This is a genomic window from Candidatus Accumulibacter phosphatis (assembly GCF_000024165.1).
Lineage (GTDB): Bacteria > Pseudomonadota > Gammaproteobacteria > Burkholderiales > Rhodocyclaceae > Accumulibacter > Accumulibacter phosphatis.
Genome location: NC_013194.1, coordinates 2,555,886 through 2,582,290, shown reverse-complemented (window position 1 = coordinate 2,582,290; position 26,405 = coordinate 2,555,886). Strand labels below are relative to the sequence as shown.

At 64.2% G+C, this 26,405-nt stretch carries 18 protein-coding genes and 1 CRISPR repeat array; of the genes, 3 read left to right on the top strand and 15 right to left on the bottom strand.

Going from position 1 to position 26,405, the window contains the following annotated elements; translation table 11 throughout:
* The first annotated feature begins 140 nt into the window (after positions 1–140).
* Positions 141–1,568, top strand: coding sequence for a PhoH family protein (locus tag CAP2UW1_RS11245; protein ID WP_015766747.1), 1,428 nt, complete (start codon positions 141–143; stop codon positions 1,566–1,568).
* Between the two features lie 107 nt (positions 1,569–1,675).
* A complete protein-coding gene (locus tag CAP2UW1_RS11240; RefSeq protein ID WP_199931451.1) occupies positions 1,676–2,992 on the top strand; it encodes a transglutaminase-like domain-containing protein in 1,317 nt (438 codons plus the stop codon).
* A 28-nt stretch (positions 2,993–3,020) separates the two neighbouring features.
* Here the strand turns inward: CAP2UW1_RS11240 and dnaB are convergent, their stop codons facing one another.
* The 6 genes from dnaB to CAP2UW1_RS11210 all read right to left on the bottom strand — a co-directional run bounded on the left by dnaB (position 3,021) and on the right by CAP2UW1_RS11210 (position 6,737).
* On the bottom strand, positions 3,021–4,466 hold the full coding sequence (gene dnaB / locus CAP2UW1_RS11235) for a replicative DNA helicase (RefSeq protein WP_015766745.1): 1,446 nt from the start codon (positions 4,464–4,466) through the stop codon (positions 3,021–3,023).
* Between the two features lie 143 nt (positions 4,467–4,609).
* Positions 4,610–5,068 (bottom strand): 50S ribosomal protein L9, encoded by a 459-nt coding sequence (gene rplI / locus CAP2UW1_RS11230; RefSeq protein WP_015766744.1) that lies wholly within the window; start codon positions 5,066–5,068, stop codon positions 4,610–4,612.
* Positions 5,069–5,082: 14 nt separating this feature from the next.
* Positions 5,083–5,358, bottom strand: a complete 276-nt coding sequence (gene rpsR, locus CAP2UW1_RS11225) for a 30S ribosomal protein S18 (RefSeq protein ID WP_015766743.1) — start codon at positions 5,356–5,358, stop codon at positions 5,083–5,085.
* Entirely contained in the window at positions 5,330–5,659 is a 330-nt protein-coding gene (gene priB, locus CAP2UW1_RS24535) for a primosomal replication protein N (protein WP_199931701.1), read from the bottom strand. Before priB ends, rpsR begins: the two co-directional genes overlap by 29 nt.
* A 14-nt stretch (positions 5,660–5,673) precedes the next feature.
* On the bottom strand, positions 5,674–6,060 hold the full coding sequence (gene rpsF, locus CAP2UW1_RS11215; protein ID WP_015766741.1) for a 30S ribosomal protein S6: 387 nt from the start codon (positions 6,058–6,060) through the stop codon (positions 5,674–5,676).
* A gap of 365 nt (positions 6,061–6,425) precedes the next feature.
* Complete coding sequence (locus CAP2UW1_RS11210; RefSeq protein ID WP_049778568.1) at positions 6,426–6,737, bottom strand: hypothetical protein; 312 nt, start codon at positions 6,735–6,737, stop codon at positions 6,426–6,428.
* Between the two features lie 38 nt (positions 6,738–6,775).
* Between CAP2UW1_RS11210 and CAP2UW1_RS23775 the strand changes: the two genes are divergently transcribed.
* On the top strand, positions 6,776–7,018 hold the full coding sequence (locus CAP2UW1_RS23775; protein WP_015766739.1) for an addiction module protein: 243 nt from the start codon (positions 6,776–6,778) through the stop codon (positions 7,016–7,018).
* Positions 7,019–7,133: 115 nt separating this feature from the next.
* Positions 7,134–16,615: direct repeats of the CRISPR family, unit length 29 nt; unit sequence GGGCCTATCCCCGCTGACGCGGGGGAAAC.
* 67 nt (positions 16,616–16,682) lie between these two features.
* Here the strand turns inward: CAP2UW1_RS23775 and cas2e are convergent.
* From cas2e to CAP2UW1_RS11160, 9 genes are read right to left on the bottom strand one after another with little or no spacing between them, the layout of a single operon-like run.
* On the bottom strand, positions 16,683–16,979 hold the full coding sequence (cas2e, locus tag CAP2UW1_RS11200) for a type I-E CRISPR-associated endoribonuclease Cas2e (RefSeq protein WP_015766738.1): 297 nt from the start codon (positions 16,977–16,979) through the stop codon (positions 16,683–16,685).
* Complete coding sequence (gene cas1e / locus CAP2UW1_RS11195) at positions 16,951–17,844, bottom strand: type I-E CRISPR-associated endonuclease Cas1e (protein ID WP_015766737.1); 894 nt, start codon at positions 17,842–17,844, stop codon at positions 16,951–16,953. The genes cas2e and cas1e overlap by 29 nt, the downstream gene beginning before the upstream one ends.
* Positions 17,838–18,575 carry a type I-E CRISPR-associated protein Cas6/Cse3/CasE gene (gene cas6e, locus CAP2UW1_RS11190; RefSeq protein ID WP_015766736.1) on the bottom strand — a complete coding sequence of 246 codons (738 nt, stop codon included), beginning with the start codon at positions 18,573–18,575 and terminating at the stop codon, positions 17,838–17,840. Before cas6e ends, cas1e begins: the two co-directional genes overlap by 7 nt.
* Entirely contained in the window at positions 18,572–19,285 is a 714-nt protein-coding gene (gene cas5e / locus CAP2UW1_RS11185) for a type I-E CRISPR-associated protein Cas5/CasD (protein WP_015766735.1), read from the bottom strand. The genes cas6e and cas5e overlap by 4 nt, the downstream gene beginning before the upstream one ends.
* Position 19,286: 1 nt before the next feature.
* Positions 19,287–20,489 carry a type I-E CRISPR-associated protein Cas7/Cse4/CasC gene (cas7e, locus tag CAP2UW1_RS11180; protein WP_015766734.1) on the bottom strand — a complete coding sequence of 401 codons (1,203 nt, stop codon included), beginning with the start codon at positions 20,487–20,489 and terminating at the stop codon, positions 19,287–19,289.
* A 21-nt stretch (positions 20,490–20,510) separates the two neighbouring features.
* A complete protein-coding gene (gene casB / locus CAP2UW1_RS11175; protein WP_015766733.1) occupies positions 20,511–21,098 on the bottom strand; it encodes a type I-E CRISPR-associated protein Cse2/CasB in 588 nt (195 codons plus the stop codon).
* Positions 21,095–22,672, bottom strand: a complete 1,578-nt coding sequence (gene casA / locus CAP2UW1_RS11170; RefSeq protein WP_015766732.1) for a type I-E CRISPR-associated protein Cse1/CasA — start codon at positions 22,670–22,672, stop codon at positions 21,095–21,097. Before casA ends, casB begins: the two co-directional genes overlap by 4 nt.
* 20 nt (positions 22,673–22,692) lie before the next feature.
* Positions 22,693–25,308 carry a CRISPR-associated helicase/endonuclease Cas3 gene (locus CAP2UW1_RS11165; RefSeq protein WP_015766731.1) on the bottom strand — a complete coding sequence of 872 codons (2,616 nt, stop codon included), beginning with the start codon at positions 25,306–25,308 and terminating at the stop codon, positions 22,693–22,695.
* Positions 25,301–26,272 (bottom strand): helix-turn-helix transcriptional regulator, encoded by a 972-nt coding sequence (locus CAP2UW1_RS11160; RefSeq protein ID WP_015766730.1) that lies wholly within the window; start codon positions 26,270–26,272, stop codon positions 25,301–25,303. The genes CAP2UW1_RS11165 and CAP2UW1_RS11160 overlap by 8 nt, the downstream gene beginning before the upstream one ends.
* Positions 26,273–26,405: the final 133 nt, after the last annotated feature.

Below are 26,405 nucleotides of genomic sequence, written 5' to 3'. Positions count from 1 at the left end.
GCATGCACAAGCCAGGCACCGCGAGGATCAAGGCCCTCAGCGCTGGGCCGCTGCCCCGCCGCCCTCTCCCGCCCGCGGGCGAGGAACAGATCCTCAGTTCCTGAAGTGACCCTCACCACAACCCAGGGAAACCACCCAGAATGGCCCGCAAACCTGCCGTCAGTGCCGACCCGGACGCTGCCGCAAAGTCGACCAAGCTCTTCGTCCTCGACACCAATGTGCTGATGCACGACCCGACCAGTGTCTACCGATTCGAGGAGCACGACGTCTTCCTGCCGATCATGACCCTGGAAGAGCTCGACGACCACAAGAAGGGCATGTCCGAGATCGCCCGCAATGCTCGCCAGGTGACGCGTACGCTCGACGCCATCGTCAACAGCGTCGACGACGCTATCGACCAGGGCATCGCGCTCTACGGCCCTTCCCGGCAACTCGCCAGCGGCCGCCTGTTCCTGCAGACCGAGGCGATCAGCAGCGAGTTGCCGGCGGGCTTGCCAACGGCCAAGGTCGACAACCAGATTCTCGCCGTCGTCATCCACCTCCAGCGGCGGCATCCGGAGCGTCCGGTGATCCTCGTCTCCAAGGACATCAACATGCGCATCAAGGCCCGCACCCTCGGGCTGCAGGCGCAGGACTACTTCAACGACAAGGTGCTGGAAGACACCGACCTGCTGTACACCGGCATGCGCGAGCTGACGCCCGCCTTCTGGGACGATTGCGGCCAGGGCATCGAGTCCGCGAAGAAGGAGGCGCGTACCGTGTACCGCCTGAGGGGGCCGGTGTGCTCGCAACTGCTGGTCAATCAGTTCCTGTTCCAGGAAGGAGAACGGCCCCTGCGTGCCATCGTCCGCCAGGTATCCGGGACGACGGCCGAGATCGAGACGCTCATCGACTACACGCATGCCAAGAATGGCGTCTGGGGAATCACGGCGCGCAACCGCGAGCAGAACTTCGCCCTCAACCTGCTGATGAATCCCGAGATCGACTTTGTCACCCTGCTCGGCCAGGCCGGCACCGGCAAGACGCTGCTCACCCTGGCGGCAGGGCTCACCCAGGTGCTCGAAAACCGACGCTACAGCGAGATCATCATGACCCGGGTGACGGTGCCGGTCGGCGAGGACATCGGCTTTCTGCCGGGAACCGAAGAAGAAAAGATGGGACCGTGGATGGGTGCCCTGGAAGACAACCTCGAGGTGCTCAACAAGAGCGACGAAACTGCCGGCGATTGGGGCCGTGCGGCCACCAGCGACCTGCTTCGCAACCGCATCCGGATCAAGTCGCTGAACTTCATGCGCGGCCGCACCTTCCTCAGCAAGTTCCTGATCATCGACGAAGCGCAGAACCTGACGCCGAAGCAGATGAAGACGCTGATCACCCGCGCCGGCCCCGGCACCAAGGTAATCTGCCTCGGCAACATCGCGCAGATCGACACGCCTTACCTCACCGAAGGCAGTTCCGGCCTCACTTACGTCGTCGACCGCTTCAAGGGCTGGCAGCACGCCGGCCATATCACCCTGCAGCGGGGCGAGCGCTCGCGCCTCGCGGACCACGCCGCCGAAGTGCTATAATTTTCGCTTTCGGGCCGTGTCTTCTGACACGGCCCGGTCGTTTTCTAGCCACCGATCCATGCTCCCAGCTCCGTGCGATAAGGATCAAGCGCTTACCGGAGAGTCGATTGAAACGACGTCATTTCCTCGCTGCTTCAGCGATGCTTTCGCTCTTGGCTCCGTCGTCGGTACTGGCCGCCAACCGGAAGAAGACCGGCTCGGAGGCTGCCGCCAAATCGGCAGCCAAGCCCGGTAGCCAAGCAAGCGGCAGGAGCAGCGGCAAAGCCAGCGGCAAGAGCAGCGCGAAGGCCGAGGCAAGAGGCAGCGGCCGGGCCGGCAGCCGCAAAGGCGGCCGGCACGCTTACCGGCCGGTCGTCGAAACGCCCGCGCCAGCCGCCGCCACCCCTCCCCCGCCGGTAGCGATCGAACCACGCAACGCCATCAGCCTGCCGGACGAACCGCTGCCGCAGTGGCGCACCTATGACGTCACCTCGGTCATGACACTCGCCAACGTCAAGGGCAGGGTGCGCCTGTGGCTGCCGCTGGCGCAGTACAAGGACACCCCCTGGCAACGCACGCTGAGCCACAACTGGCAAGGCAACTTCGAGAGCGCCGGCATCTATCGCGACCCGGTGGCCGAGATGGAAGTCTTCTACGCCGACTGGAAGGAAGGTGTCGCCGCTCCGCACCTCCAGATCGTCAGCCAGGTGGCCAAGCAGGAACGCCATTTCGACATCACCCGGCGCGGGAGTATCGCCGAACGCAACGAAGTGCTGCGCCGCTGCCTGCAATCCACCCACCTGATCCCCACCGACGGACTCGTCCGCCGCACCGCGGAACGTGCGATCGGCCGGATCAAGGATCCGGTCGCACAGGGCAAGGCGATCTACGACTGGGTGGTCGAAAACACCACTTTCGATCCATCAGCCAGCGGCATCGGTCGTGGCGACATCGAAGCGATGCTCGACAGTGGTCAACTGAGCGGCAGAAGTGCCGACATCTCGCTGCTCTTCGTCGCCCTTTGCCGATCCATGGGACTTCCGGCGCGCCCGGTTTTCGGGCTGCGCATCGACAGTTCGCGCCTGTTTACCGGTCTTGGCGCCGTTGGCAACCTGCGCGCCGCGCAGCACTGCCGCGCCGAGTTCTATACGCCCGGTTACGGCTGGATTCCAGTCGATCCGGCCGACGTTCGCAAGTCTATCCACGACGAACGCCTGACCTATGGCGATGCCAAGCTGGTCGTCCTCAGAAAGCTGCTGTTCGGCTTTTGGGAAATGAACTGGATCGCCTTCAACGCCGCCCTGGACGTCAAGCTGCAGGGCGCCAGCGGCAGGACGCTGCCCTTCCTGGTCTTCCCGCAGGCAGAAGCTGCCGGAGTCCGCTTCGACAGCAACGACGCCACTCGCTTCAGCTATACCGTCACCGCCAGCCGCGTCGACGGCTGAACCTGGCGGGGCCCGGCGCACCGCCAGATCAGTAGGCACCCGGACTGGCGAAATTCTCGAAGCGCGTGTACTCGCCCAGAAAAGTCAGGCGCACGGTACCGATCGGCCCGTTCCGTTGTTTGCCGATGATGATCTCGGCAATCCCCTTGTCGGGCGTATCCGGACTGTAGACCTCGTCGCGATAGATGAACATGATCACGTCTGCATCCTGCTCGATGGCGCCCGACTCACGCAGATCCGACATTACCGGCCGCTTGTTCGGCCGTTGCTCGAGCGAACGATTAAGCTGCGAGAGCGCCATCAGGGGAACGCCCAGTTCCTTGGCCAGGCCCTTCAGTGAGCGCGAAATTTCCGAGATTTCGGTAGCCCGGTTCTCACCGTGCGACGTCGCCGACATCAACTGCAGATAGTCCACAACGATCAGCCCGAGCTGGCCGCATTGGCGGTGCAGACGGCGCGCGCGCGCGCGCAGGTCGATCGGATTGAGCGCCGGCGTCTCGTCGATATAGATCGGCGCCTCGTGCATCTTGCCCAGCGCAAAGGACAAGCGCGACCATTCATCGTCGTTGAGGCGACCGGTACGCACACGATGCGCATCGAGCCGCCCCACCGAAGAGAGCATCCGCATGGCCAACTGCGTGCCGCCCATCTCCATCGAAAAAATGGCCACCGGCAGCCCCACTTCGATCGCCACATGCTCGGCGATGTTCAGCGCGAACGAGGTCTTGCCCATCGACGGACGCCCGGCAACGATCAGCAGGTCGCCCCCCTGCAGGCCGGAGGTCTTGCCGTCGAGGTCGTGATAGCCGCTCGGCACGCCGGTGATGTCCGACGGATTGTCGCGATCGTGCAGTTCCTGAATGCGCTCGACCACTTGCGTGAGCAGCGGATTGATGTGCACAAAGCCGCTCTGGTGGCGAAAACCACCTTCGGCAATCGCGAAAACCTTCGCCTCGGCCTCGTCGAGCAGCGTCTTCGGGTCGCGACCCAGCGGGTTCAGCGCACTCCCGGCGATCTCGTCGCCGGCGGTCACCAATTGCCGCAGAATCGCCCGTTCGCGAACGATCTCGGCGTAGCGCCGGATGTTCGCCGCCGACGGCGTATTGGCCGCCAGTTCACCCAGGTAGGCCAGGCCCCCGGTCTCCTTGCCCTCGCCTGCCTGCTCGAGACTCTCGGCAACCGTCACCGCATCGGCCGGCTTGCCGCGCTCGAGCAGCTTGCGAATCTGGCGGTAAATCCGCCTGTGCTCGTCGCGGTAGAAATCGCCCTCCGCGATCAGATCGGCGATCTTGTCGAAAGCGGCATTGTCGAGCAGCAAGCCACCGAGGACCGACTGCTCGGCTTCCAGCGAGTGCGGTGGCACGCGCAACTCGGAAAGCACCGAGTCCGCTTGTGGACCGCGCTCGCGCCGCCCCGTGCGATTGTTCGCGCGCTGCCCGTCCTCGGAGAGGGATGAATCGAACGACCTGGCCATGAAGAATCCGCTAGCTGAAACGAGACGAGCAAGCGCGCAAGTTTACCCCGCGCGCGTACCTTGCTGACACCCGGACGCAAAAAAGCCTTGCCCGCGGGCAAGGCTTTCGTCCCGGCACCGGCAGGCGGCGCCCGATCGGCGAACTACAGCTTCATTTGTTCGGCAACAACCGCCACCGTGATCGTCGCCGTCACGTCGCCGTGCAGGGCAACCGCCAACTGGCTCTCGCCAATCGTCTTGAGCGGGCCAGCGGGCATGCGCACGGACGACTTCTCGACCTCGAAACCGAGCGCGCGCAGGCCGTCGGAGACGTCGAAGTTGGTCACCGAGCCGAACAAACGGCCATCGACGCCGGCCTTGCGGGCGATCCTGACGACGACACCGGCCAGTTCCTCGGCACGCGCCTGGGCGGCAGCCAGTTTGTCGCCGGCCGCCTTTTCAAGGTCGGCGCGCTTGGCCTCGAATTCCTTGAGGGCCACCGGCGTCGCCCGCTTGGCCTTACCCGTAGGAATCAGGAAATTGCGCGCGTAGCCGTCCTTGACCTTGATCAGATCGCCCAGGTTGCCGAGGTTGCCGACCTTTTCCATCAGAATAATTTGCATCGTCCTGTCCTCGCTTACTGGTGATTGTCGGTGTACGGCAGCAGCGCCAGGAAGCGAGCGCGCTTGATCGCCACCGACAACATCCGCTGATAACCGGCCTTGGTGCCGGTCAGGCGCGCGGGCATGATCTTGGCGTTCTCGGCCACATACTCCTTGAACAGATCGACATCCTTGTAGTCGATCTCCTCCATCTTCTCCGCGGTGAAGCGGCAGAACTTGCGCCGCTTGAACAGACCGCTACCACGTTTCTTGACGTTCTTGTCATCCTTCTTCTTGAAGAACCTTGCCATCTTGATTTCCTTCGACAAATTCAATCGTAATTACATGCAGTCTTGGCTGCTTGCTGTTGCGGCTCCTGGCAGCGAGAAAACCCGTCAGCTGGAGCGCGGCCCCCGGGGTCGCCGCCTGCAGCCAGCGCGCCGTCGGACCCAAGGCAATCGCCTGGACTTCACACTCGACACGCCGTGGGCTACCCGCTTCGATCTGCTCTGATTGATGCCCGATAAGGCATTCCGTGACTGGTACGCCGGCCGGCGTAAAGCGCAAAGCCTTGCGCTCGATCAGGATCCCACTGAGCTCGACGCGGTTCAGCAGAGCCTCGAGAATCAGGCGGCCGGCTGCGCAGCAGGTTCAGCCGGCGCCGGCTCGCGGACTTCCAGCATCGACTTCGACTTCTCGTCCTTCATCATCGGCGAAGGCGTCGTGACCGCGCGCTTGGTCTTGATCGTCAGGTGACGGAGGATGGCGTCGTTGAACTTGAAGCCGTGCTCGAGTTCCGCCAGCGTCGTGTTGTCGCACTCGATGTTGAGCAGGACGTAATGCGCCTTGTGCAGCTTCTGGATCGGATAGGCCAACTGGCGCCGACCCCAGTCCTCGAGACGGTGAATCTGTCCGGCACGCGAAGCGATGAGCGTCTTGTACCGGTCGATCATCGCCGGCACCTGTTCGCTCTGGTCCGGATGGACGATCAGAACAATTTCGTAATGGCGCATGAACACTCCCTATGGTTGAAGCCCCCCGGCATGCGAACGGTGGAGCAAGGTGGAAAAAGCCGAGCATTATAGCCGCCTACTGCTTTCTCGGGCAATCGGTATTCGCTTCCGGTTCGCTCCGCACTGAATTGACCGGCATCGACGGATAGGGGGTGCTGTCGAGAAAACACCGCCTGTCGGAACCCAGTCGCAATCGAAAGCGAGTTGGTGATAGAGGTGTGAGCGGAGCGCCGCTGGCGATCCAGGAGGCGCGATTCCACGCTGAAGTCAGGAATTGGAAGGCGGGCAAGGACGGGCGCGAGCGTTGGATACGGCTGCTCGCCAACGCAGTTCAGGAAACCGACGAGACCGGGCTGCACTGACACTCACCGCGCGACAAGCCGAGCATCTGGCAGCGCGAGCGACATGACATCCGGAGCTTTGAGGTGATCGCAGAAAATCGGCAAAGCGGGCTCCACCCTCAGCCCGTCGCGCACCTCGAAGCCCGGATCATCGACCCGCTTGTGCAATGCCTGTCCACGCTCAGTGAGAAGGTTGTCCTCGAACACCCGCTCGAAGTGGATCCAGGGGCACTGACGCGGGCAGTAGCTCCACTGCTGCAGGGCGGAAATCTCAGTCGGCTCGAGCGGCTCGGCGAGCATTGGCTTCGCGCTGGATACGGCATCGCCAAAGTGCATGAGTTAGCATTGCAGCAAGCACACTGGAGGATCGAATCATGATTGCCTCACCCCTTGAAGACATTGAAGCCGCGGCCTTGCAACTGGCTACCGCCGACCGCGTCCATCTCGCTGAACGCCTGCTCGCCAGCCTCGCGGAGGACGACGAAATCCTGGCCGCGTGGCAGGAAGAACTCGAGCGCAGAGCCGACGCTTTCGACCGCGGTGAGATTGGCACCGTTGATATCGACGAAGCCATTGCGCAGACCCGCGCCAGAATCGCCAGCCACCGGCCGACATGAAAATCGTCATCCTGCCGCCGGCGCTGGCCGAACTCGACGAGGCCGCGATCTACTACAGCGAACGCGGCAGGCCCCGCAGCGCCTAAGCATCTCTCGACGACTTCGGGCACGCCCGGGGCCTATCCCCGCTGACGCGGGGGAAACTGTAGGTCAGCCGGGGGCGAGACTGTCGCCCGGGGCCTATCCCCGCTAACGCGGGGGAAACGGTGCGGTATACGCCAAGCCCTCGACCCTTGGCGGCCTATCCCCGCTGACGCGGGGGAAACCCCATACTGCCGAATCCCACAAGCCGGACGACGGGCCTATCCCCGCTGACGCGGGGGAAACCTCGCAGCGCTGCGAGCCCTGCCCGTGCTGCGGGGCCTATCCCCGCTGACGCGGGGGAAACGCAACGGCCGCGAGTCGCGAATCTCGCCCACCGGGCCTATCCCCGCTGACGCGGGGGAAACACTGTTCGACCAGGCGCTGGCCGTCGTCGATGGGGCCTATCCCCGCTGACGCGGGGGAAACTGCCACCCGAGATATACCCCGCAGTGGCCACACGGCCTATCCCCGCTGACGCGGGGGAAACACCATTCGGCGCTACATCGCCGACCTTCGGCACGGCCTATCCCCGCTGACGCGGGGGAAACACGCGCCGGCCTGGCGTGGCCTGGCCTACATCGGGCCTATCCCCGCTGACGCGGGGGAAACCGGAGAAGTGGATAGACTGCCCGGACGGGTCGGGGCCTATCCCCGCTGACGCGGGGGAAACGCTTGCCCGGTATGTCCTGAACTTCCGTCACCGGGCCTATCCCCGCTGACGCGGGGGAAACTTGGGCACGTCCTGCGTGGCTGGCCACTGCTGGGGCCTATCCCCGCTGACGCGGGGGAAACGCAGAATTGTGCCCTTCGAGAATGCCGACCTCGGGCCTATCCCCGCTGACGCGGGGGAAACATCAGCGTCGACAGCGTCTGGTCGGTGTAGAGGGGCCTATCCCCGCTGACGCGGGGGAAACACGCGCGCGGATTTCCCAAGCTGCTCCTGCTGGGGCCTATCCCCGCTGACGCGGGGGAAACACGGCCGCGTGGGCCGCTGGCCGCGCCACCTTGGGCCTATCCCCGCTGACGCGGGGGAAACGGCTTTAAGCGCAGCTTTGCGAGATGCCTCGTGGGCCTATCCCCGCTGACGCGGGGGAAACAGAGCGGCAATCATTTTTGGCTGGGTCATTTTGGGCCTATCCCCGCTGACGCGGGGGAAACCCTGGCTACCTGCACTTCCCCGCAGACCCGGCGGGCCTATCCCCGCTGACGCGGGGGAAACTCTCGCACGTAGTGCGCGCGCCGGATGCGTTCGGGCCTATCCCCGCTGACGCGGGGGAAACTGCCGCACCAGGTGCGCCAGGCGCTCGGCGGTGGGCCTATCCCCGCTGACGCGGGGGAAACCAGCCTGGTTGCTTGCGCAGGTAGCCAGAGAGGGCCTATCCCCGCTGACGCGGGGGAAACGAGCAGCCTTGTCCGGTAGCGATCGCCAGGCCGGGCCTATCCCCGCTGACGCGGGGGAAACGGCTCCAGCGGCTCAGTGTGCTCGGCGATCATGGGCCTATCCCCGCTGACGCGGGGGAAACGAGAGCTTGGCGGCGTACTGCAGGCGCCCCAGGGGCCTATCCCCGCTGACGCGGGGGAAACTCAACTTGCTCTGGAGTCAGGTAATTATGCCGCGGCCTATCCCCGCTGACGCGGGGGAAACATTTCGTCGGCACGACGAGGAAGAGGAGGCGCGGGCCTATCCCCGCTGACGCGGGGGAAACAGCACCTAGCGGGGCTTGCCGGTTACTTCTACGGGCCTATCCCCGCTGACGCGGGGGAAACCCTTGGGCATGACGTGTTCCTCTGAGTGCACAAGGCCTATCCCCGCTGACGCGGGGGAAACGCCAAGCCGGATGGGCCGGTGTCGTAGAAGTAGGGCCTATCCCCGCTGACGCGGGGGAAACGCCAAGCCGAACGGGCCGGTGTCGTAGAAGTAGGGCCTATCCCCGCTGACGCGGGGGAAACACCGTCGTCCACGTCTCGCCAAGGTCGGTCGATGGCCTATCCCCGCTGACGCGGGGGAAACCAGTCGGCCAAGGAGGCCACCGCCAATGCGCTGGGCCTATCCCCGCTGACGCGGGGGAAACCGGCGGAGATGACACCGCCCAGCGAGAAGGCGGGGCCTATCCCCGCTGACGCGGGGGAAACCGCTGGGCGGTGTCATCTCCGCCGCCGGCTTGAGGCCTATCCCCGCTGACGCGGGGGAAACGCGCGGATCGGCCGAATTGAGGCTGTGTGCGAGGGCCTATCCCCGCTGACGCGGGGGAAACCACTCTATACCGTGGTCACTAATGCATCAGGAGGGCCTATCCCCGCTGACGCGGGGGAAACGCCGGCGTCGTACTCGCGGCCGTAGTCGAGGTGGGCCTATCCCCGCTGACGCGGGGGAAACAGCCCGTCGACGCTGCTGATCCACTCGGTGCCGGGCCTATCCCCGCTGACGCGGGGGAAACGATGCGAGCGTGACGAGATTCAGCGTGACGTGGGGCCTATCCCCGCTGACGCGGGGGAAACGTGTGTCAAGCCCTGATCCACTTCCCAGGCACCGGCCTATCCCCGCTGACGCGGGGGAAACTTTCGCTGCCGGTCTGGTGCCCGGCAGCACGACGGCCTATCCCCGCTGACGCGGGGGAAACCCTCGCCAATGTGCGGACGGCACAGCCGCCCCGGGCCTATCCCCGCTGACGCGGGGGAAACGCCATGGCCAGCAGGACGCGCCGCTGCTTATCGGGCCTATCCCCGCTGACGCGGGGGAAACCCAAGCTCGGCGACCTCGAGAAGCTCCGCGCCGGGCCTATCCCCGCTGACGCGGGGGAAACTCGAAAATCTCGACGGCCGTCGGGTGCAGTTCGGGCCTATCCCCGCTGACGCGGGGGAAACTCAAAAATCGAGTCTAACGCGCCTTTTTTTCGGGGCCTATCCCCGCTGACGCGGGGGAAACGTCCGGCGCGTGGTCGAAGTAAGTCCCGAGTTGGGCCTATCCCCGCTGACGCGGGGGAAACGCCGATCCGCCATTTACTGACTCGCCGCCGAAGGGCCTATCCCCGCTGACGCGGGGGAAACGATTGGGTCAAGGGGCGTCTATCGGTCCTGCCGGGCCTATCCCCGCTGACGCGGGGGAAACCAGCAGGGCGACATGGTGGTGTTATGCCCCTGGGGCCTATCCCCGCTGACGCGGGGGAAACGCAGATGGAATAGACGCCCGGAGGGTAGGGCCGGGCCTATCCCCGCTGACGCGGGGGAAACTCTTGGCTGCCGGTGTCGGAGGCTGATGCACCGGGCCTATCCCCGCTGACGCGGGGGAAACGTCCTTGTCGCAAGTGTGGAACCAGCACTCTTGGGCCTATCCCCGCTGACGCGGGGGAAACCAAATGTGGTGTATGGGCGTTTCGCGTCGGACGGGCCTATCCCCGCTGACGCGGGGGAAACGCGCCCTTCTTGACCACCGGCGCCACGCTGGTGGGCCTATCCCCGCTGACGCGGGGGAAACACGGAAACCACGACCGACCTCGTGCCGGCCGGGGGCCTATCCCCGCTGACGCGGGGGAAACTTGCGGTCGAGAGGGTTTAGCGCGTGGTCGCTGGGCCTATCCCCGCTGACGCGGGGGAAACAGCTGGTAGATTTTGAGGTACAGCGTCGTCTGGGGCCTATCCCCGCTGACGCGGGGGAAACGGTCCGTGTCGGTGCTGATGTCGCGATCGACGGGGCCTATCCCCGCTGACGCGGGGGAAACCGCTGGCGTGGTCGTCGCGATCGGCGCCAGCGGGGCCTATCCCCGCTGACGCGGGGGAAACTTTCGGGGCGTCGGCGAGGCGCCATTGCAGTATGGCCTATCCCCGCTGACGCGGGGGAAACACCCTGAGCGTATCGACTACGATGTATCCCGAGGGCCTATCCCCGCTGACGCGGGGGAAACTGTCGGCGGCGCAGCGCGTGCAGGTGTCCGCAAGGCCTATCCCCGCTGACGCGGGGGAAACCTCGATATATATCCAGCACCCCCGACCGTACAGGGCCTATCCCCGCTGACGCGGGGGAAACGCCGGGCGTGCCGACGCGATGATCCCGCAGCAGGGCCTATCCCCGCTGACGCGGGGGAAACGCTGCGCTCTGGACAGATACCGATATGGGCGAGGGCCTATCCCCGCTGACGCGGGGGAAACGGCCGTAGTAAGCTGGTGTCGTCGTGGTGCGGGGGCCTATCCCCGCTGACGCGGGGGAAACAACCCCGCCGGGATACCTGAGCACCTTGCATGGGGCCTATCCCCGCTGACGCGGGGGAAACTCTGGCCTGGCAAATACACCACGACAGCCGCCGGGCCTATCCCCGCTGACGCGGGGGAAACGCCGTGCCCGTGGCTTGCAGCAATATCGCCTCGGGCCTATCCCCGCTGACGCGGGGGAAACCCCGGGAGGTGGCGGCATTTCTACGCTGTGGAGGGCCTATCCCCGCTGACGCGGGGGAAACCCCCGCGCTTTGATACGCCGCGATGCTCGGACGGGCCTATCCCCGCTGACGCGGGGGAAACCCGATCTGCGCCTCGATCGCCTCGATGGCGTCGGGCCTATCCCCGCTGACGCGGGGGAAACAGGGCAGACTCCAGATTGCGGTCCAGCTCGAGGGGCCTATCCCCGCTGACGCGGGGGAAACTTGCGTCGCCAAACCCTTTCAGCATTCCTTCGGGGCCTATCCCCGCTGACGCGGGGGAAACGTGTCGGGCGGGTCAAAGGTGGATCGGCGGCGGGGCCTATCCCCGCTGACGCGGGGGAAACTGCCGGGTATGGTGACATCGTCCGCTGGATACGGGCCTATCCCCGCTGACGCGGGGGAAACTTGGTGCCTGAACTTGTCGGATAGACGGTCGCGGGCCTATCCCCGCTGACGCGGGGGAAACGACCGAGCGATTCGGGCTGGAGGCAGTCGTAAGGGCCTATCCCCGCTGACGCGGGGGAAACTTGGTCGACGGCTTGGTCGGGGGCAATATTCTGGGCCTATCCCCGCTGACGCGGGGGAAACTGGGCCGGAGTAAATCATTACGCCTCCGCATGGGGCCTATCCCCGCTGACGCGGGGGAAACGCTCTTCGTCTTCGGTCGGCGCGACCCATGTCGGGCCTATCCCCGCTGACGCGGGGGAAACTTCCACGGCATGGAGGGGGATGGCCTGGAATGGGGCCTATCCCCGCTGACGCGGGGGAAACGGCAACCATCAAGTCGATTCGCCCTGTCGCGTGGGCCTATCCCCGCTGACGCGGGGGAAACATCTGCAGGCGAATGCCGGCGGAGCCAAGCACGGGCCTATCCCCGCTGACGCGGGGGAAACGCGCTGACGTTTTCCAGGTAGCGGAACGGGCGGGGCCTATCCCCGCTGACGCGGGGGAAACAAATCCTGCCGAATCTCGACCGCCGCAATCCAGGGCCTATCCCCGCTGACGCGGGGGAAACCGCATTCCGCACCACCTTAGCCCACATCGCCGCGGCCTATCCCCGCTGACGCGGGGGAAACATGGCGTCGACAACAGCGTATGCACCAATCGGGGGCCTATCCCCGCTGACGCGGGGGAAACTTGAAGGCGGCGGCCAGGTCGAGAGCCACCTCGGGCCTATCCCCGCTGACGCGGGGGAAACTACGCGCGAGCCGCGGATGCGCTTGACCAAATGGGCCTATCCCCGCTGACGCGGGGGAAACCACTTGCAAGAGCGCGGAGAGTGGCCGCACCCGGGCCTATCCCCGCTGACGCGGGGGAAACGCTGTCGGCACCGACTATGTGCCGCGCGACATGGGCCTATCCCCGCTGACGCGGGGGAAACTCGAGTGCGAGACCGAGCACTTTGCAGCAGCCGGGCCTATCCCCGCTGACGCGGGGGAAACGGCGGCCCGATCCGAGTCTGGCGTCAACGTCACGGCCTATCCCCGCTGACGCGGGGGAAACTCCTTTCCAGGCGCAAGGCCGGTTACGCCAGCGGGCCTATCCCCGCTGACGCGGGGGAAACAGTAGCGCAGACCGCTGACGTAACCGGCTTTGCGGCCTATCCCCGCTGACGCGGGGGAAACACCAAATAGTGGTGCAGCGCTTCGCGTCCGCCGGGCCTATCCCCGCTGACGCGGGGGAAACGTTAACGGGGTTTTCGTCAGTGTTGAGGGCGAGGGCCTATCCCCGCTGACGCGGGGGAAACAGGCTGGTGGCTGGTGGCGGAAGTGCGGCGAGGGGCCTATCCCCGCTGACGCGGGGGAAACGGATTCGTCAAAGTCGCATCTGGATCGCCAAAGGGCCTATCCCCGCTGACGCGGGGGAAACGGGTTGTCCGGGGCCTGTGCGGGCGCCGTCTTGGGCCTATCCCCGCTGACGCGGGGGAAACGGCGCCGGCATCGCTGCGGCTTCGACAATCTCGGGCCTATCCCCGCTGACGCGGGGGAAACGTCTTGTCTTTACTCTGACGCTTACGGTAAGCGGGCCTATCCCCGCTGACGCGGGGGAAACCATCGCCATCTCGTTCTCCTGTCTCGCCCCAGGGGCCTATCCCCGCTGACGCGGGGGAAACTTGTCCTCGAGCGCGGCAATCTGCGCCTTGAGGGGCCTATCCCCGCTGACGCGGGGGAAACCCGTATGAGCAGCGCGTCGGGCGGCCGGACTCGGGCCTATCCCCGCTGACGCGGGGGAAACTGGATATTCTGCGCGGCAGACTTGGCGAACTCGGGCCTATCCCCGCTGACGCGGGGGAAACCGACATACTCGGCAGTCGTGAGCGGCCTATCCGGGCCTATCCCCGCTGACGCGGGGGAAACGAGTATCTCAAACGGGAAAGACTAGACCGGGTGGGCCTATCCCCGCTGACGCGGGGGAAACGACGACGGATTGCGGATTTGCTCCCAAGAGATGGGCCTATCCCCGCTGACGCGGGGGAAACGAGTGCGACGGGCACATCAGCCTGCTACGGCGGGGCCTATCCCCGCTGACGCGGGGGAAACCTGAACTGCTGCACTCATCACGTAGACTCCTGGGGCCTATCCCCGCTGACGCGGGGGAAACTGGTCGGTGCGCAAGCGCGAAAGCAATGGTAAGGGCCTATCCCCGCTGACGCGGGGGAAACCAGCTTGACGCGTAGCCAGCCCGGTCCCCGTTCGGCCTATCCCCGCTGACGCGGGGGAAACGTATGGGCCTCGCGCATCGTGGCCGTCTATCGGGGCCTATCCCCGCTGACGCGGGGGAAACTGTTCAGGCACGGGTAGCCTGACGCTTCGCAAAGGCCTATCCCCGCTGACGCGGGGGAAACTCCATCTGCCCGTCTTCGCTGTTCATGGGGCGGGGCCTATCCCCGCTGACGCGGGGGAAACCGGGCCTATGTGTCGGACCGCACAGCGGCCCCGGGCCTATCCCCGCTGACGCGGGGGAAACAACCGCCACCACCACCACCGGCGGCCGGTCTGGGGCCTATCCCCGCTGACGCGGGGGAAACGCGAAGAAGGATTTTCGGCTGATGGGCTACGGGGGCCTATCCCCGCTGACGCGGGGGAAACCTGAGATCACCTGCTGCGCCACGCGCTGCATGCGGCCTATCCCCGCTGACGCGGGGGAAACGGCGCAAGCTGTTGGAGTGGGTTGGCTTGGCTGGGCCTATCCCCGCTGACGCGGGGGAAACCAACGACTGATAGCGTAGGAAGCATCCCACTCGGGCCTATCCCCGCTGACGCGGGGGAAACTCTGGCGGAGATCGCGACCTTCCCGCCAGAGCGGGCCTATCCCCGCTGACGCGGGGGAAACAATGCCATCAAGGAAACCTTGAGCTACCGCCAGGGCCTATCCCCGCTGACGCGGGGGAAACCGCGCAAGCTCGCCACCTTGGGGCAGTGGTAAGGGCCTATCCCCGCTGACGCGGGGGAAACTGCCCGAATAACACCCATAGCTAACGGGCGCCGGGCCTATCCCCGCTGACGCGGGGGAAACGCCGTCATCGACGACGCCAGCATGGGAACCTCGGGCCTATCCCCGCTGACGCGGGGGAAACTTTCAATAATTCGCTCATCTCGTTCTCCTGTGGGGCCTATCCCCGCTGACGCGGGGGAAACGAACACGCCGGTTACTCGTGGAGGCTTCGCGAAGGCCTATCCCCGCTGACGCGGGGGAAACTCGGTATGCTGCCCGCCCCGGTCGTCGCCGTGGGGCCTATCCCCGCTGACGCGGGGGAAACTGGATATTCATTCATCTGAGTCGCTTTCATGTGGGCCTATCCCCGCTGACGCGGGGGAAACTAGCCCGGCCGCTTTGCGCGCGGAAATAATCTGGGCCTATCCCCGCTGACGCGGGGGAAACCACCAGCCGACAAACGCCCGCTTGCACAGGATGGGCCTATCCCCGCTGACGCGGGGGAAACTATCCAAATGTGAGCCCGGATTGCTCCGGGCGGGCCTATCCCCGCTGACGCGGGGGAAACCCGTCCGCAAGCGGCCGGCCACTTAGCTCTGCGGGCCTATCCCCGCTGACGCGGGGGAAACCGGGGAGTCGGCACAGCAGCCCATCAGCCTTGGGGCCTATCCCCGCTGACGCGGGGGAAACCATCCGAGACACACCAACGTGCACCGCCCGAGGGGCCTATCCCCGCTGACGCGGGGGAAACCCGCCAAGCCCATGCGCCAGGCCATGCCGCGCGGGCCTATCCCCGCTGACGCGGGGGAAACAGGTAAAGCGTCGCCTCCATTCCGGCGGCCCAGGGCCTATCCCCGCTGACGCGGGGGAAACACTTCTCGTTCGGCGTCATCCTTGCGCCCAAAGGGCCTATCCCCGCTGACGCGGGGGAAACCAATCGGGTCGTCGGTGCGCTCGTAGGGGCTGAGGCCTATCCCCGCTGACGCGGGGGAAACCTTGCCGTGCAAGGCCAGGAAGTGATCGAAAAGGGCCTATCCCCGCTGACGCGGGGGAAACCTAGTCAGGTGCCGACGACATGCGCCGGGAAGGGGCCTATCCCCGCTGACGCGGGGGAAACCCTACCAAGGGCGTCACCGGTATGGGCCGCCCGGGCCTATCCCCGCTGACGCGGGGGAAACCCGAGCCCGATGCGCAAGGCCAGCCGGCAGGCGGGCCTATCCCCGCTGACGCGGGGGAAACCGAGCGCAAGACCATTGAATTCGAACACGCCGGGGCCTATCCCCGCTGACGCGGGGGAAACCCGGGTGGCCGTCAGAAAAGATTGTGGCTTTGCGGCCTATCCCCGCTGACGCGGGGGAAACGCCAATGGGCTGCGACTTCACGCGCCAGCACAGGGCCTATCCCCGCTGACGCGGGGGAAACGGCGGCAAGACCACCGAATTCGATGGCCGCGTGGGCCTATCCCCGCTGACGCGGGGGAAACCGCCGCTTGCGGCGTGTCGCCTGGAGCGATGGGGGCCTATCCCCGCTGACGCGGGGGAAACCCGCCAAGCCCATGCGCCAGGCCATGCCGCGCGGGCCTATCCCCGCTGACGCGGGGGAAACCATTTCGTGATCAGCCCTTCCGTCACGGCGTGGGGCCTATCCCCGCTGACGCGGGGGAAACTCTTGTAGGTAGCCCTATGAACTACAAGAGAAAACCTCAACATCGATTCATTTTGTTAAAGAGCACTTTATACCATCCGTTTCACCAGCCAGAGGCCGTCAACCTCGACAAGCTCCTTCGACGGCTCACCCAGCGTCTTGATCCCAACACCCCCGGTTTCATTCAGATCGCGCCAGACAACGACGACACTACCTTGCGGCTCGGCCGAGAACCAGCTCGACAAGGTGTCCCAAACGCGGCCCCTGACTGCCGGACTCATACGGGGCGAGATGTACACGGCTGGCGCGACCTCGAGCATAACCGACGCCAGGAAGCCTCGGTATCGATAGGCAACATCACGCGTCACTATTACTACCAGTGCCATCGTTTTCCTCCGTCCGTAGTACGAGCTTGATCTTGTCGATCATGCTGGCGATGACATCTTGCTTGCGAAATACGGTGGACGCCTCCCGGCGGACAAGGCGGTCGATGGTGGTTTCGTCGCCATTGATAGATTTCTTCGCCGCGGTGAAGGCGATGTGAAGGGTGACCGTGTCCCGAAAAAGATCGGCGATGTCAAGCACAAATGCCTGTCCTGAATCCTCATGGACGAAACCAAGTTGAGGAATCGCAGCCAATGCCTGCACGGCTATGGCTGCTGCGCCCTGCACCGCGGTTGCCGCATGATTGATGCCTTGATTTGGCATGTCTGCCGCTCCCGGGTTGTTGCGGTCGTAGTGCCTGCCTTCCCAGGAAATGCCATATTTCTCCGCCATCAGACGATAGATCGCCTTGACTCTGGCACCTTCGATTCCTCGCAAGGTGTCCAGATCACGGTGCGGGAGAACCTCGCCCAAACGCAGCGCATACATGTGCCGGGCAACGCTGATGCGTCGGCGGGGGCTTCCCCACAGTTCAGCCTGGCGCCTGGCGACATCGGAGCGATCCGGCAACAATGGGGGGGCGGTATAGGTTCGAACTCCATCCTGCCCCACTGCCGCCATCAAGGTGCCATGCCGCGCGAGCAAGCGCAGGGCATCGTGGGTGACGCTGCTGCCCGGCCCGAGCAGGATCATGGATACGGCCTGATGTGGCACCTGCAGGATGTAGGGAGTCAGCGAGTCCTTGCCGGCCATGAAATGCAGGCAGCCATCGATGACGCAGAGTTCGCCGCGCTCAAGCCAGATCAGGCCGTGCCGGTCGACATGCGGAACACGGGCCGTTTCCAGCCCGAGCCGTCCCTTCAGCATGACCCGGCCGGCCTAAGCAGCAACATGCCGAAGCCGAAAGCCCTGTGCCGACCGATTCCTCGTCCCAGCAGACGGTTGAAGGCTGGCGGGTCTCTCACCTGCAAGTGACCCTTGAAGACGACATCCGGGCCGGCGTTGTTCGTCGTCTTCCGCTTGCCGTTTTCGCCGCTCCCCGCTTTACGCAGAACGCGAGTGAGCCGGAAGGAGTCGAGGTGCGCTTCCGCAATCTGCGCAGCGCCATCGAACGCAAACTGCGCTGCCAGCCAGTCACTGTAGATCGCGGTGCGCTCGGCGATGCTGCCGTCTACACCGACTTGCCCGGTGTCGACCGTGCCCTCCACAGCATGTAGATAGGCATCCCTCTCTCGCCCATCCTTGCCACGCACCACCGGACGAACCCGCGCCTCGAAACCCAACCGCTGTCCTGTCCGCCAAGCTGTAGGAAACGGGCGTGCATCCAGATGATCCAACCCGAGTGCCCGAGCCACGTCCGGTGGTGCGAGGCTGGCGTTCAGGCGCAGCATCTCCAGGTCGGCCGCGGTGTAAGCCAGCAAACCTTGCCGCCCGCCCAGATAATGGAAGGGCTTCGGCGCCAGATCGCCAAAAGCTTCGCTGAGCAAGGCATGCAAGGCATAGCCGAAATCGCCATCCGGCGACAACAGCCGACAGCGGGTGGCCCAAAGGGCCAAGGCAGTGGGAGCCGGCTGCAGACGCAATAGCTGAAGGCTCATGTCGGGGATCCCGGCAAGACGAAGTGACCTTCGCGCACAGGCCGCCAACCGCCATGGACGCCGCTCATCCAGTTGCGCTCGTCGCACAGGTCCAGAGAGCGATCGCCGGCAAGGATGCCCTCGCCTTCCGGCCACTGCACCCGCAGGTGCTTGGCCTTGTCGGGCAACTGCGCCGTTTGCAGGGCAGCGAGGACGCTTTCGGCTTCATGCCAGCCAGCGAAGACGCGTCGACTGGGCAGGCAGGTCTTGCGGCCAATGAAAAGCGGGCGAGCCGGATGATCGAGAGCCTGCGCCAGATCATCGAGCGTCGGGGATTCGGCAGCAGGCTCGAGGCGCAGGGCGACGAGGACATTCAGGCTGGCGTGGTAGTCGCGGTAGCGGAGATGAGGCGATTTGTAGGAATCTGCCCCTCCGCGACGCTCCTCGGCAACTCCCCAGGTCGTCCAGCCTTTGTCATCCTTGCCCAGTTGCGCGGTCTGAAAATCGGTCAGCCGCTGCACGTCACCATCCAGCCGTGCGCCCACCAGCAAACGGGCCTGCAAACGATCGTGCGATTCGCTTTCTTCCCGCCGATAGCCCAGAGCATTGGCCAACAGACCCGTGGCCATGGACAGCGCGGGAAAATCGCGAATCACCCCGTAGTTGTCGATGGTCTCACCGCCAAAGGCCATCAACGGTGACTCCAGTCGCATCAAGAGATGGCGAGGCATTTCAGCACGCCCCTTGTTCGATGATTTCCTTTGCCCAATCTGCCAGGCTGGCCAAATTCAGTCGCTCGGCGCCGGGGACTTGCACCTCTTGGTCAATGGCAAGAAAACGGCGTGACAGAGGCGCCCCATACGCATCGTCCATGGCGGCGATTTCCTTGGTCAGACGGTCGACAGTTCGCTCGCGAATGGTGCCGCCACTCCCACTGAGCGGCAGTGCATCATGGAAGGCTCCGGCCAGACTGCGGGGCTGCCAGTCGCCGGCTTCAACGAGCATGAACTTGGCCCAGTCGAAAGGCGCGGTGGAACCGCGTTTGGCACCTGGGCTGACGGTAGCGATCAAATGCAGCAGATGCTGTACGACCTGCCCGGCAAGGACACGACGATCGGCTGGGGTGCCGGATGCGAAGCATTCGTTGAAGTCCTCGCCTTCCAAGTTCTGAACGAGTTGCGGCACATCCACTACGACATAGCCATAGTAAAGGCCAGAGGCGAGTTCGGTGTCGAAGATGCCCGCTGAGCCCAATTCCCCGGCATCCTGCAGAAGATCGTCCACCACCGTGAAATAGTCGTTCTCCACCTGCGCCTGGTGGACGGTGAAGGCATGCGCGACGTAAACGGCTGCCTCGCGACTGGTCAGCACGTCCGATGTCACCATGCGACCAAACAGGGCGGACTCCAGACCACTGCCGTGCTTGAGGGCCTCGATATTTCTCTTTTCGTCTTTGCCCTTCAGCCATAGGGTGATCAATTCCTTGAACCCTTTTTCTTCGACGCCATCACTCGCAAGATCGACGCAGCGCCTAACGAGATAGTCGATTTCAGGCTTGCCCAGCAACACTGCTTGGCCGGTTTTCAAAGCGTCGTCGCCCTTCTTTTCCTTGCCCCCCTTGTCCAGCAAACCAGCATCCCGCATGGCTTCGGCGGCGGCCTGAGCCATGGTCTCCGAGACCCCGCTTTCCTGAATCCGTTTGCTGATCAATTCCAGGGTGCCACGCGAGCGAATCGCCATCGGCACGTCCAGGCAAGACAGGGCGAACCGGTCTTCCACTACCCGCCAATGTCGCTTCAGGCACTGCGAAGAGATCCGGGTACGGACGGCGTTGCCCAATGGCAGACGTTTGGCAAGCCCTGCATCGTCACGATTGAGGAGTGCGGCCGGGTAGGTGTGCAAGGTGTGAATCTGAATGAAACGCGGGGTTGGCATGGTCAGGCTCCAGTGAGTGAATCAGTGTTTGGGTTTCTTGGCTTCGGCAGAGAAGAAACTGCCGGCGATTCTCAGGCGGATCTTCTCGGCAGTTTGCTCATCGCGGCCCTGGTTGAGGATCAGGTCGCCGAGATCAAACCAGTTGGGTGCCTGCGCTTCCTTGCTGGCCAGCAGTCGCAGCAAACGCGGAACGAGTTGCCTAAAAGCATCGCCACGTGCAGTCAGCAACTTGGTCACTCGCGACTCCGAAACTCCCGCCGCGCTGAGTTGCTGCCCCAGGCGCCGACTGCCATCGTGGCCGGCCAATGCCATTCCATGGGCAATCATCGCCCAACGCCGCCAGGTATCAGCTTGCCAGTTTTCGGGTGCGAGGTCGGCATAGACCAGTGCACGGGACAGGGCAGCGATTTGATGGGGACGAAACTCGGCGTCCGGGTCGAGACGTGCCAAAGCAGCATGCTCGCCGTTGTCCAGTCCATGTGCATCCCCCTTGAAGCGGGCAGCCTGGGTAATGATTCTCGCCAGTCTGGCAATCGGGTTTTCCTGCTTTGGAGATAAGTTTTCAGCAGCCGGGGGCTGGCTCGGCGCATCGGCATCATGGGCGCTCATGGAAGTTCCTTGTCAATGGACAGTTGGCGAAGATGGTTGGCCAGGTCTGGCAGCGTCTTGGGGTTTCGCAAACCACTGTGGAATCGGGATAAGGCCGCGGCCTGAGCGCGGTAGCGCTGCTCGCCGCATTGCGGGCCGGCGGTGAATGCATGCTTGAGGATAGATTCGGCAGCATCTGCCATCGATACCAGCCATTGCAGGCGCTCGTTGTCGGGTTGCTCGGACTCTATTTCTTCGTTCAGGGCGATGAAAAAACGGGCGTCTTCGGCTTGCTCTAAGGGCTTGCTGAAGTCGCTTGCCTTGTTCTTTGCGCTATCCGAGAACTTGTCCTTGGCAGAGCCCTTATCAAACAATGCAGCAAGCGCAGTCCAGAGCACGGATCGTACTTGGCCAATGGCACTCACGCGGTCAGATGCCACCTTTGCCAGTCGGTCAGTGTGCTCTTGCAACATGAACTGGCGAACTTTGGGTGAGATGGGTATGTGCCGTTCGTGGTAGCCCTCTGTCTTTCCTTGCCCCCTGGTGACACCTTGAGTCAGTACAACAAGGCTGTGTGGTCCATCGTCGGCGCTGACAATTTGCGCAACCGGGCGGGAAAACTTGTTGCCGAAAAGCAACTCGACAGCAAGTCGATAATGGAACCCTTCAGCGCTTATTGTCAGGGCCTTCTCGGCGGCTAGATCAATTGGCATCCACGGGTCGCCTGTCAGACCATTGCGGCTCTTGGCGTCAATCCGGGAAGCCTTGCTTCCGGTGGTGATGGCATACGTGGCAGAAATCTCTGCGCGAAATAACAGACGGATTCGGCGACAGATTTCTATGTACCAAGGGTCCAACGCACCAAAAGGCAGGCTAGCTTCACCGTCCCAAGGTTGCAGCCACACGAGGCAGATGCCTCCTGCGTCCTTCAGCCCTTGCTGGTCAACGATGGCCTCGCGATGGGTCAAGAGGACGCTGACATCTCTTGCCCAACGCTGGCCCCAGTGTCCTGTTGGCACCACGCCGATCGCCGGGCGGCTGGCGAACCCACCATTCATGCGAGAGATGCCGTAGTTTCCCGCGCCCAGAAAGCCTTCCTGCGTTTGCAGGCTGATCAGGGCCATTATCCAATCGTCAACTTCGGCGCGACGCATTCGGGCAGCTTTCAGGTCGTGGTTCTTCGAGGTCACCAACATGTCCAGCTCGTCAGCGGCGCGAAGGGTATTTTTCCAGCCGTCGATTTGCCCGCCTGGCACCGGCGCCTGCATGAACGCCGGTCGGTCGTGCGGCGCAATCAGGCACCAAGCCGCACCATCCGGATGTTCGGGCGTGAGATCCAGCAGGGCTTGTCTCCAGGCCGCTTCACTGTCAAAAAGCTCGCTTCGCCCGGCACGATGCAGGGCAATCGCCGCCAGTTGCACGAGAAAGGCATGCCACGGGTGGCGTTGATGGGGGCGCAGAGCGGGAAAGTCCCTTACCGCGTCCTGCCTCAACGCAAGAAACAGGCTGGGCAGGCTGAAGGACTTGGGTTGCCCGCCGGCCACAAGCCGGGTTCGGATCAGGGGTTCATCGAGAAGGTTGTAGCGCAGCGTCACGGCTAATCTCCGGCAATGGGTCATTGGTCCTTGAGACTTTCCAGCCCCAGGCGGCTGTAGCGAAAAAGAGCTTCGCCCAAGCGGAAAGTGGTGCAGTTCTCGTGGTGCGTGACTGCGCTGGGTTCGACATCCAGCGGCAAGTCCTTGGGCAGCAGATGGTGGCGGATAGGAAGGGCCTTGAGCGGTTCGCCAAAGGGACCGGGCTGTTCCGCATCAAAGCGCACTACTCGGTCCTGCGCGCCGAGCCGGGTGCCAACCTGAACGCCGGTGGGGAACTCCTCCTCGCCAAATCGTTGTTGCACGTCCAGCGTATGCAGATGGCCGATGGTTTTTTCCGCGCTCGTGTCTCCTTCGAGCTTTGCTGCGAGGCTTTGCCACGCCTCGCCGAGTTCAGCTTGCAAGGCTTCAAGCCGCTCTGGATGCGTCGCTGCCTCCACCAGATAGCGGTTGTCGTCGGGAATGTTAACTACCGGCTTATCGGCCAGCAATCGGCGTGTCGCTTCGAGGACGCGCAGGTCGTCATACACACCGCCGCCGTTCCGGTGGCGCCCGAGCCCGTTTTTCGGGCGGGTAAGCAGCGGCGTCAGGTCATTCCCTGTCGGTGTCAGAATCACGACCTGAGCAATGTGGTAAGGCTCGGGACGCTCGTTGGCGTGGCGATGCAGACGACCGATGCGCTGCAGTAGGACGTCCATAGGGCACAGGTCGGTGATCAGGAAATCGGCGTCGATATCGAGACTCTGTTCAAGGGTCTGGGTGCCGACGACGATCAAGGCGCCGCTTGACCGGTTCTTGCCCAAGCGTTCTTCGATCGCGGCATCGAGTATCGGTCTGTCCTGGCGACTGAAACGGCTGTGATGCAGCGTGACCACGCCGTTTATCTGGAACAGCCACGCACGGTCTGGCACCTTGGCTTCCAGTGCCGCGACGGTGGCGATCGCGGCCGGCACGGTGTTGCGAACGATCAGCACCTTGGCTCCCTGAGCGGCAGCCGCCAGCGCCAGTTCGACAATGTGCTCAGGCGAGTCAATGATGTCGCGCGCTGTCCAACGTACGCACTTGCACTGCCCAGTTCCCGCTACCGCGCACAGGCTCTGGTTGTCCGAAATCGCTGGATAGGGCACCTGACAGGCATCGGCGAAGGGCATCGCTGCGAGCAGCGAAGAAGTCCGGCTTTCTGCGTTCAGCGCGAGGTAACGGTTGCGAGCCCTGGAGCCCAGCGTCGCAGAGAGCAACACGGCGTGCCCACCGCAGTTCAGGTGCGCCTTCAGCAACTGTTCAAGCAGCACCGTCATGTAGGCATCGGAAGCGTGCACTTCATCGACCACCAGCAGGCTGCGAGCCAAGGTGGCGTGGCGCAGGTGGGCATGGGCAACCTGCAGGGCGCCGAGCAGTGCCTGGTCGATGGTGCCGACGGCAATCGGGGCGGCGAGAAAACGCTTGGCGTTCTCGCCGGCCCAGCGGTGTGGAGCCGCCTGATCATTCAGGTCATCACTCCACAGCACCTTGAAATCGGGCAAAGCCTTGGCTTCTTGGCCATCGGCAGCGACGTAGCCGGGCAAAGCGCGCAAGGCCAGCGGTGGATTCTCCGGCCAAAGGCGATCAAGAGTGTCCTGCACCCGTTTGTAGAGCTGGCCCGCGGCGACTCGTGTTGGCAAGGCAAAGTAGAGACTATCCACTTCTCCTGCGCGAAAAAGCTGCAGATAGCGCCAGAGCGCGGCCTCGGTCTTGCCGCTGCCGGTTTCGGATTCAAGGATAACCAGCGGCCCAAGAGTGTCGTCGCCCATGGCGGCCTGGATGGGGTGTGGTGGGAATCCGCCAAAGGTCCTGGCAAAGTCCTGCTTGGTCGCGATGAGTCGCTCGCGCCAGTCTTCGGCGTCCAGACCGAGGGTGGTGATGGCCCGGTCGGCGAGGTCCGTTGCTCTTGCCGCCCTCGCCTCCCCCGGACCGGAAAACTCAAAGAAGCGGGTGTCCGATCCCAGCCAGTCGGCCAGTTGGACGAGACCGGCGAACAGATGCCCGAACGCTGAGGCATCTGGCAAGTCCTCCCCGCCAGACTCGAAGGCCAGCGGATACAGGCACAAAGCGCTCTCGGCGATTGCTCTAAGTACTGAGGCTGGATCGTACGCTCCGGTTTGCGTCTTCCAAAAGAGGAGGCTGCTGCCGGGGCTGTCCTTTATTGGTCGCCCGTGGTGACTGATACTGGCAATCAACAGTGGGTCAGAGGCCGTGCCCCAGGAACAGACTTGCTCGATCAGTGGCTGCACTGCTGCTGCAGCCGTTGGCACGTCGAAGAGTTTGAAGGCCTCAGGACCGTGCCCCGCGGAGATCCTTACCGGCCAAGCTACAGGTATCCGATCCCGCCAGCGCTTGGCCTGGAATCCGCTGTTTGCCTTGCCGATGTCGTGCAGGAAGGCCAGCACCGCCAAACGGGTAACATCCTGATCTGTGAGTTGCCGCCCAGCGCTCCTTTCCATCGCGCGTCGGATTGAACGACAACCCGCCAGTCGGCAAAAGCACGCCGCCACGTCGATCATGTGATCAATCAGAGGGTGTGAGCGAAGAACGTTTCCATCTGCACCACGCTCCAGCTTCCCAAATGCCTCACTGTCTTTCAAGGGCTTCTCCTCACTCATCGCGATACCTCCCCACCGCCTCCCCCAGCAACCCCCTCACCTTCTCCCGCAACTCCACCGGCTCGACCACTTGGCAATCCGGCCCGTACTTCAGAATGTCCATGACCAACTCCGGGTCGTTGCTGTAAGGCACGCGCAATTGATAGCTGCCATCGTCCAGGAAGTGGCCTTCCTGCTGCGCGTGCCAGTTCTCGGCGGCGACCCAACGGGCGCGTTCGGCGGTGAAGACGAGCGTCGCCCAGCGGACGTCGCTGCCGGCGAAGATGCCGTAGCCGGCAGCTAGCGCGGCATCGAGTTCGGGGTCGGCGATGTCGATGGCTGGAGCTTCGGCGGGCTTGACAGTCTTGATGGCGTCGACGGCGAAGCTGCGCAGCTCGTCGCGCAGGTGACACCAGGCGTCGAGGTACCAGTTGTCGCGGTAGTGCGTCAGGCGCTGGGGCGAGATCTCTCGCTGGCTGGTTGCGCCGTTGCTGCGCGCACGGTAGTCGATGTGGAGCCGCCGACGCTCCATGAGGGCGGCGGCGATCGTCGGGAAATGTTGGGGGGTGCAAGGCCTGGCAGCCGCGCTGAGAAGGCGAATGCGCCGGACGATGTTGTCGGCGGAATACTGGCCGACGTCGAGCATGCTGGCCAGGCGTTCGCGCAACGGGGCAATGTGTTCGGCGAGAATTCCCCCGGTGTCGAGGGCGGCAAGCAGTTGCTGCATGCTGAGCAAGGCGTGGATTTCCCCGGCGGAGAACCACACCCCGGGGAGTGGGTAGCGTTCGACGCTGCGGTCGATGCGGTAGCTGCCGGTGGTGCCGTCGCGGATGACGGGAACACCCATCCGGTCGCGCAAGTCGCGCAGATCGCGAAACAGGGTGGCGCGCGACACGCCGAGTCGATCCTGCAGATCGGCAAAGCCAACGCTGCCGCGCGCCAGCAGCAGCCGTTCGATGATGCCGAAGCGCTCGGCCTGGGTCATGTCATCCTCTTCTTGTTGTCCGTCATCATAACCGCATCCCGTTCATGCGGATATTCGACGTCCGGGGCCTTGCAGGGGGACACCGTCGGCCACAGTGCCACCGATCACGGGTCGGCAAGATTGGTAGCAACGA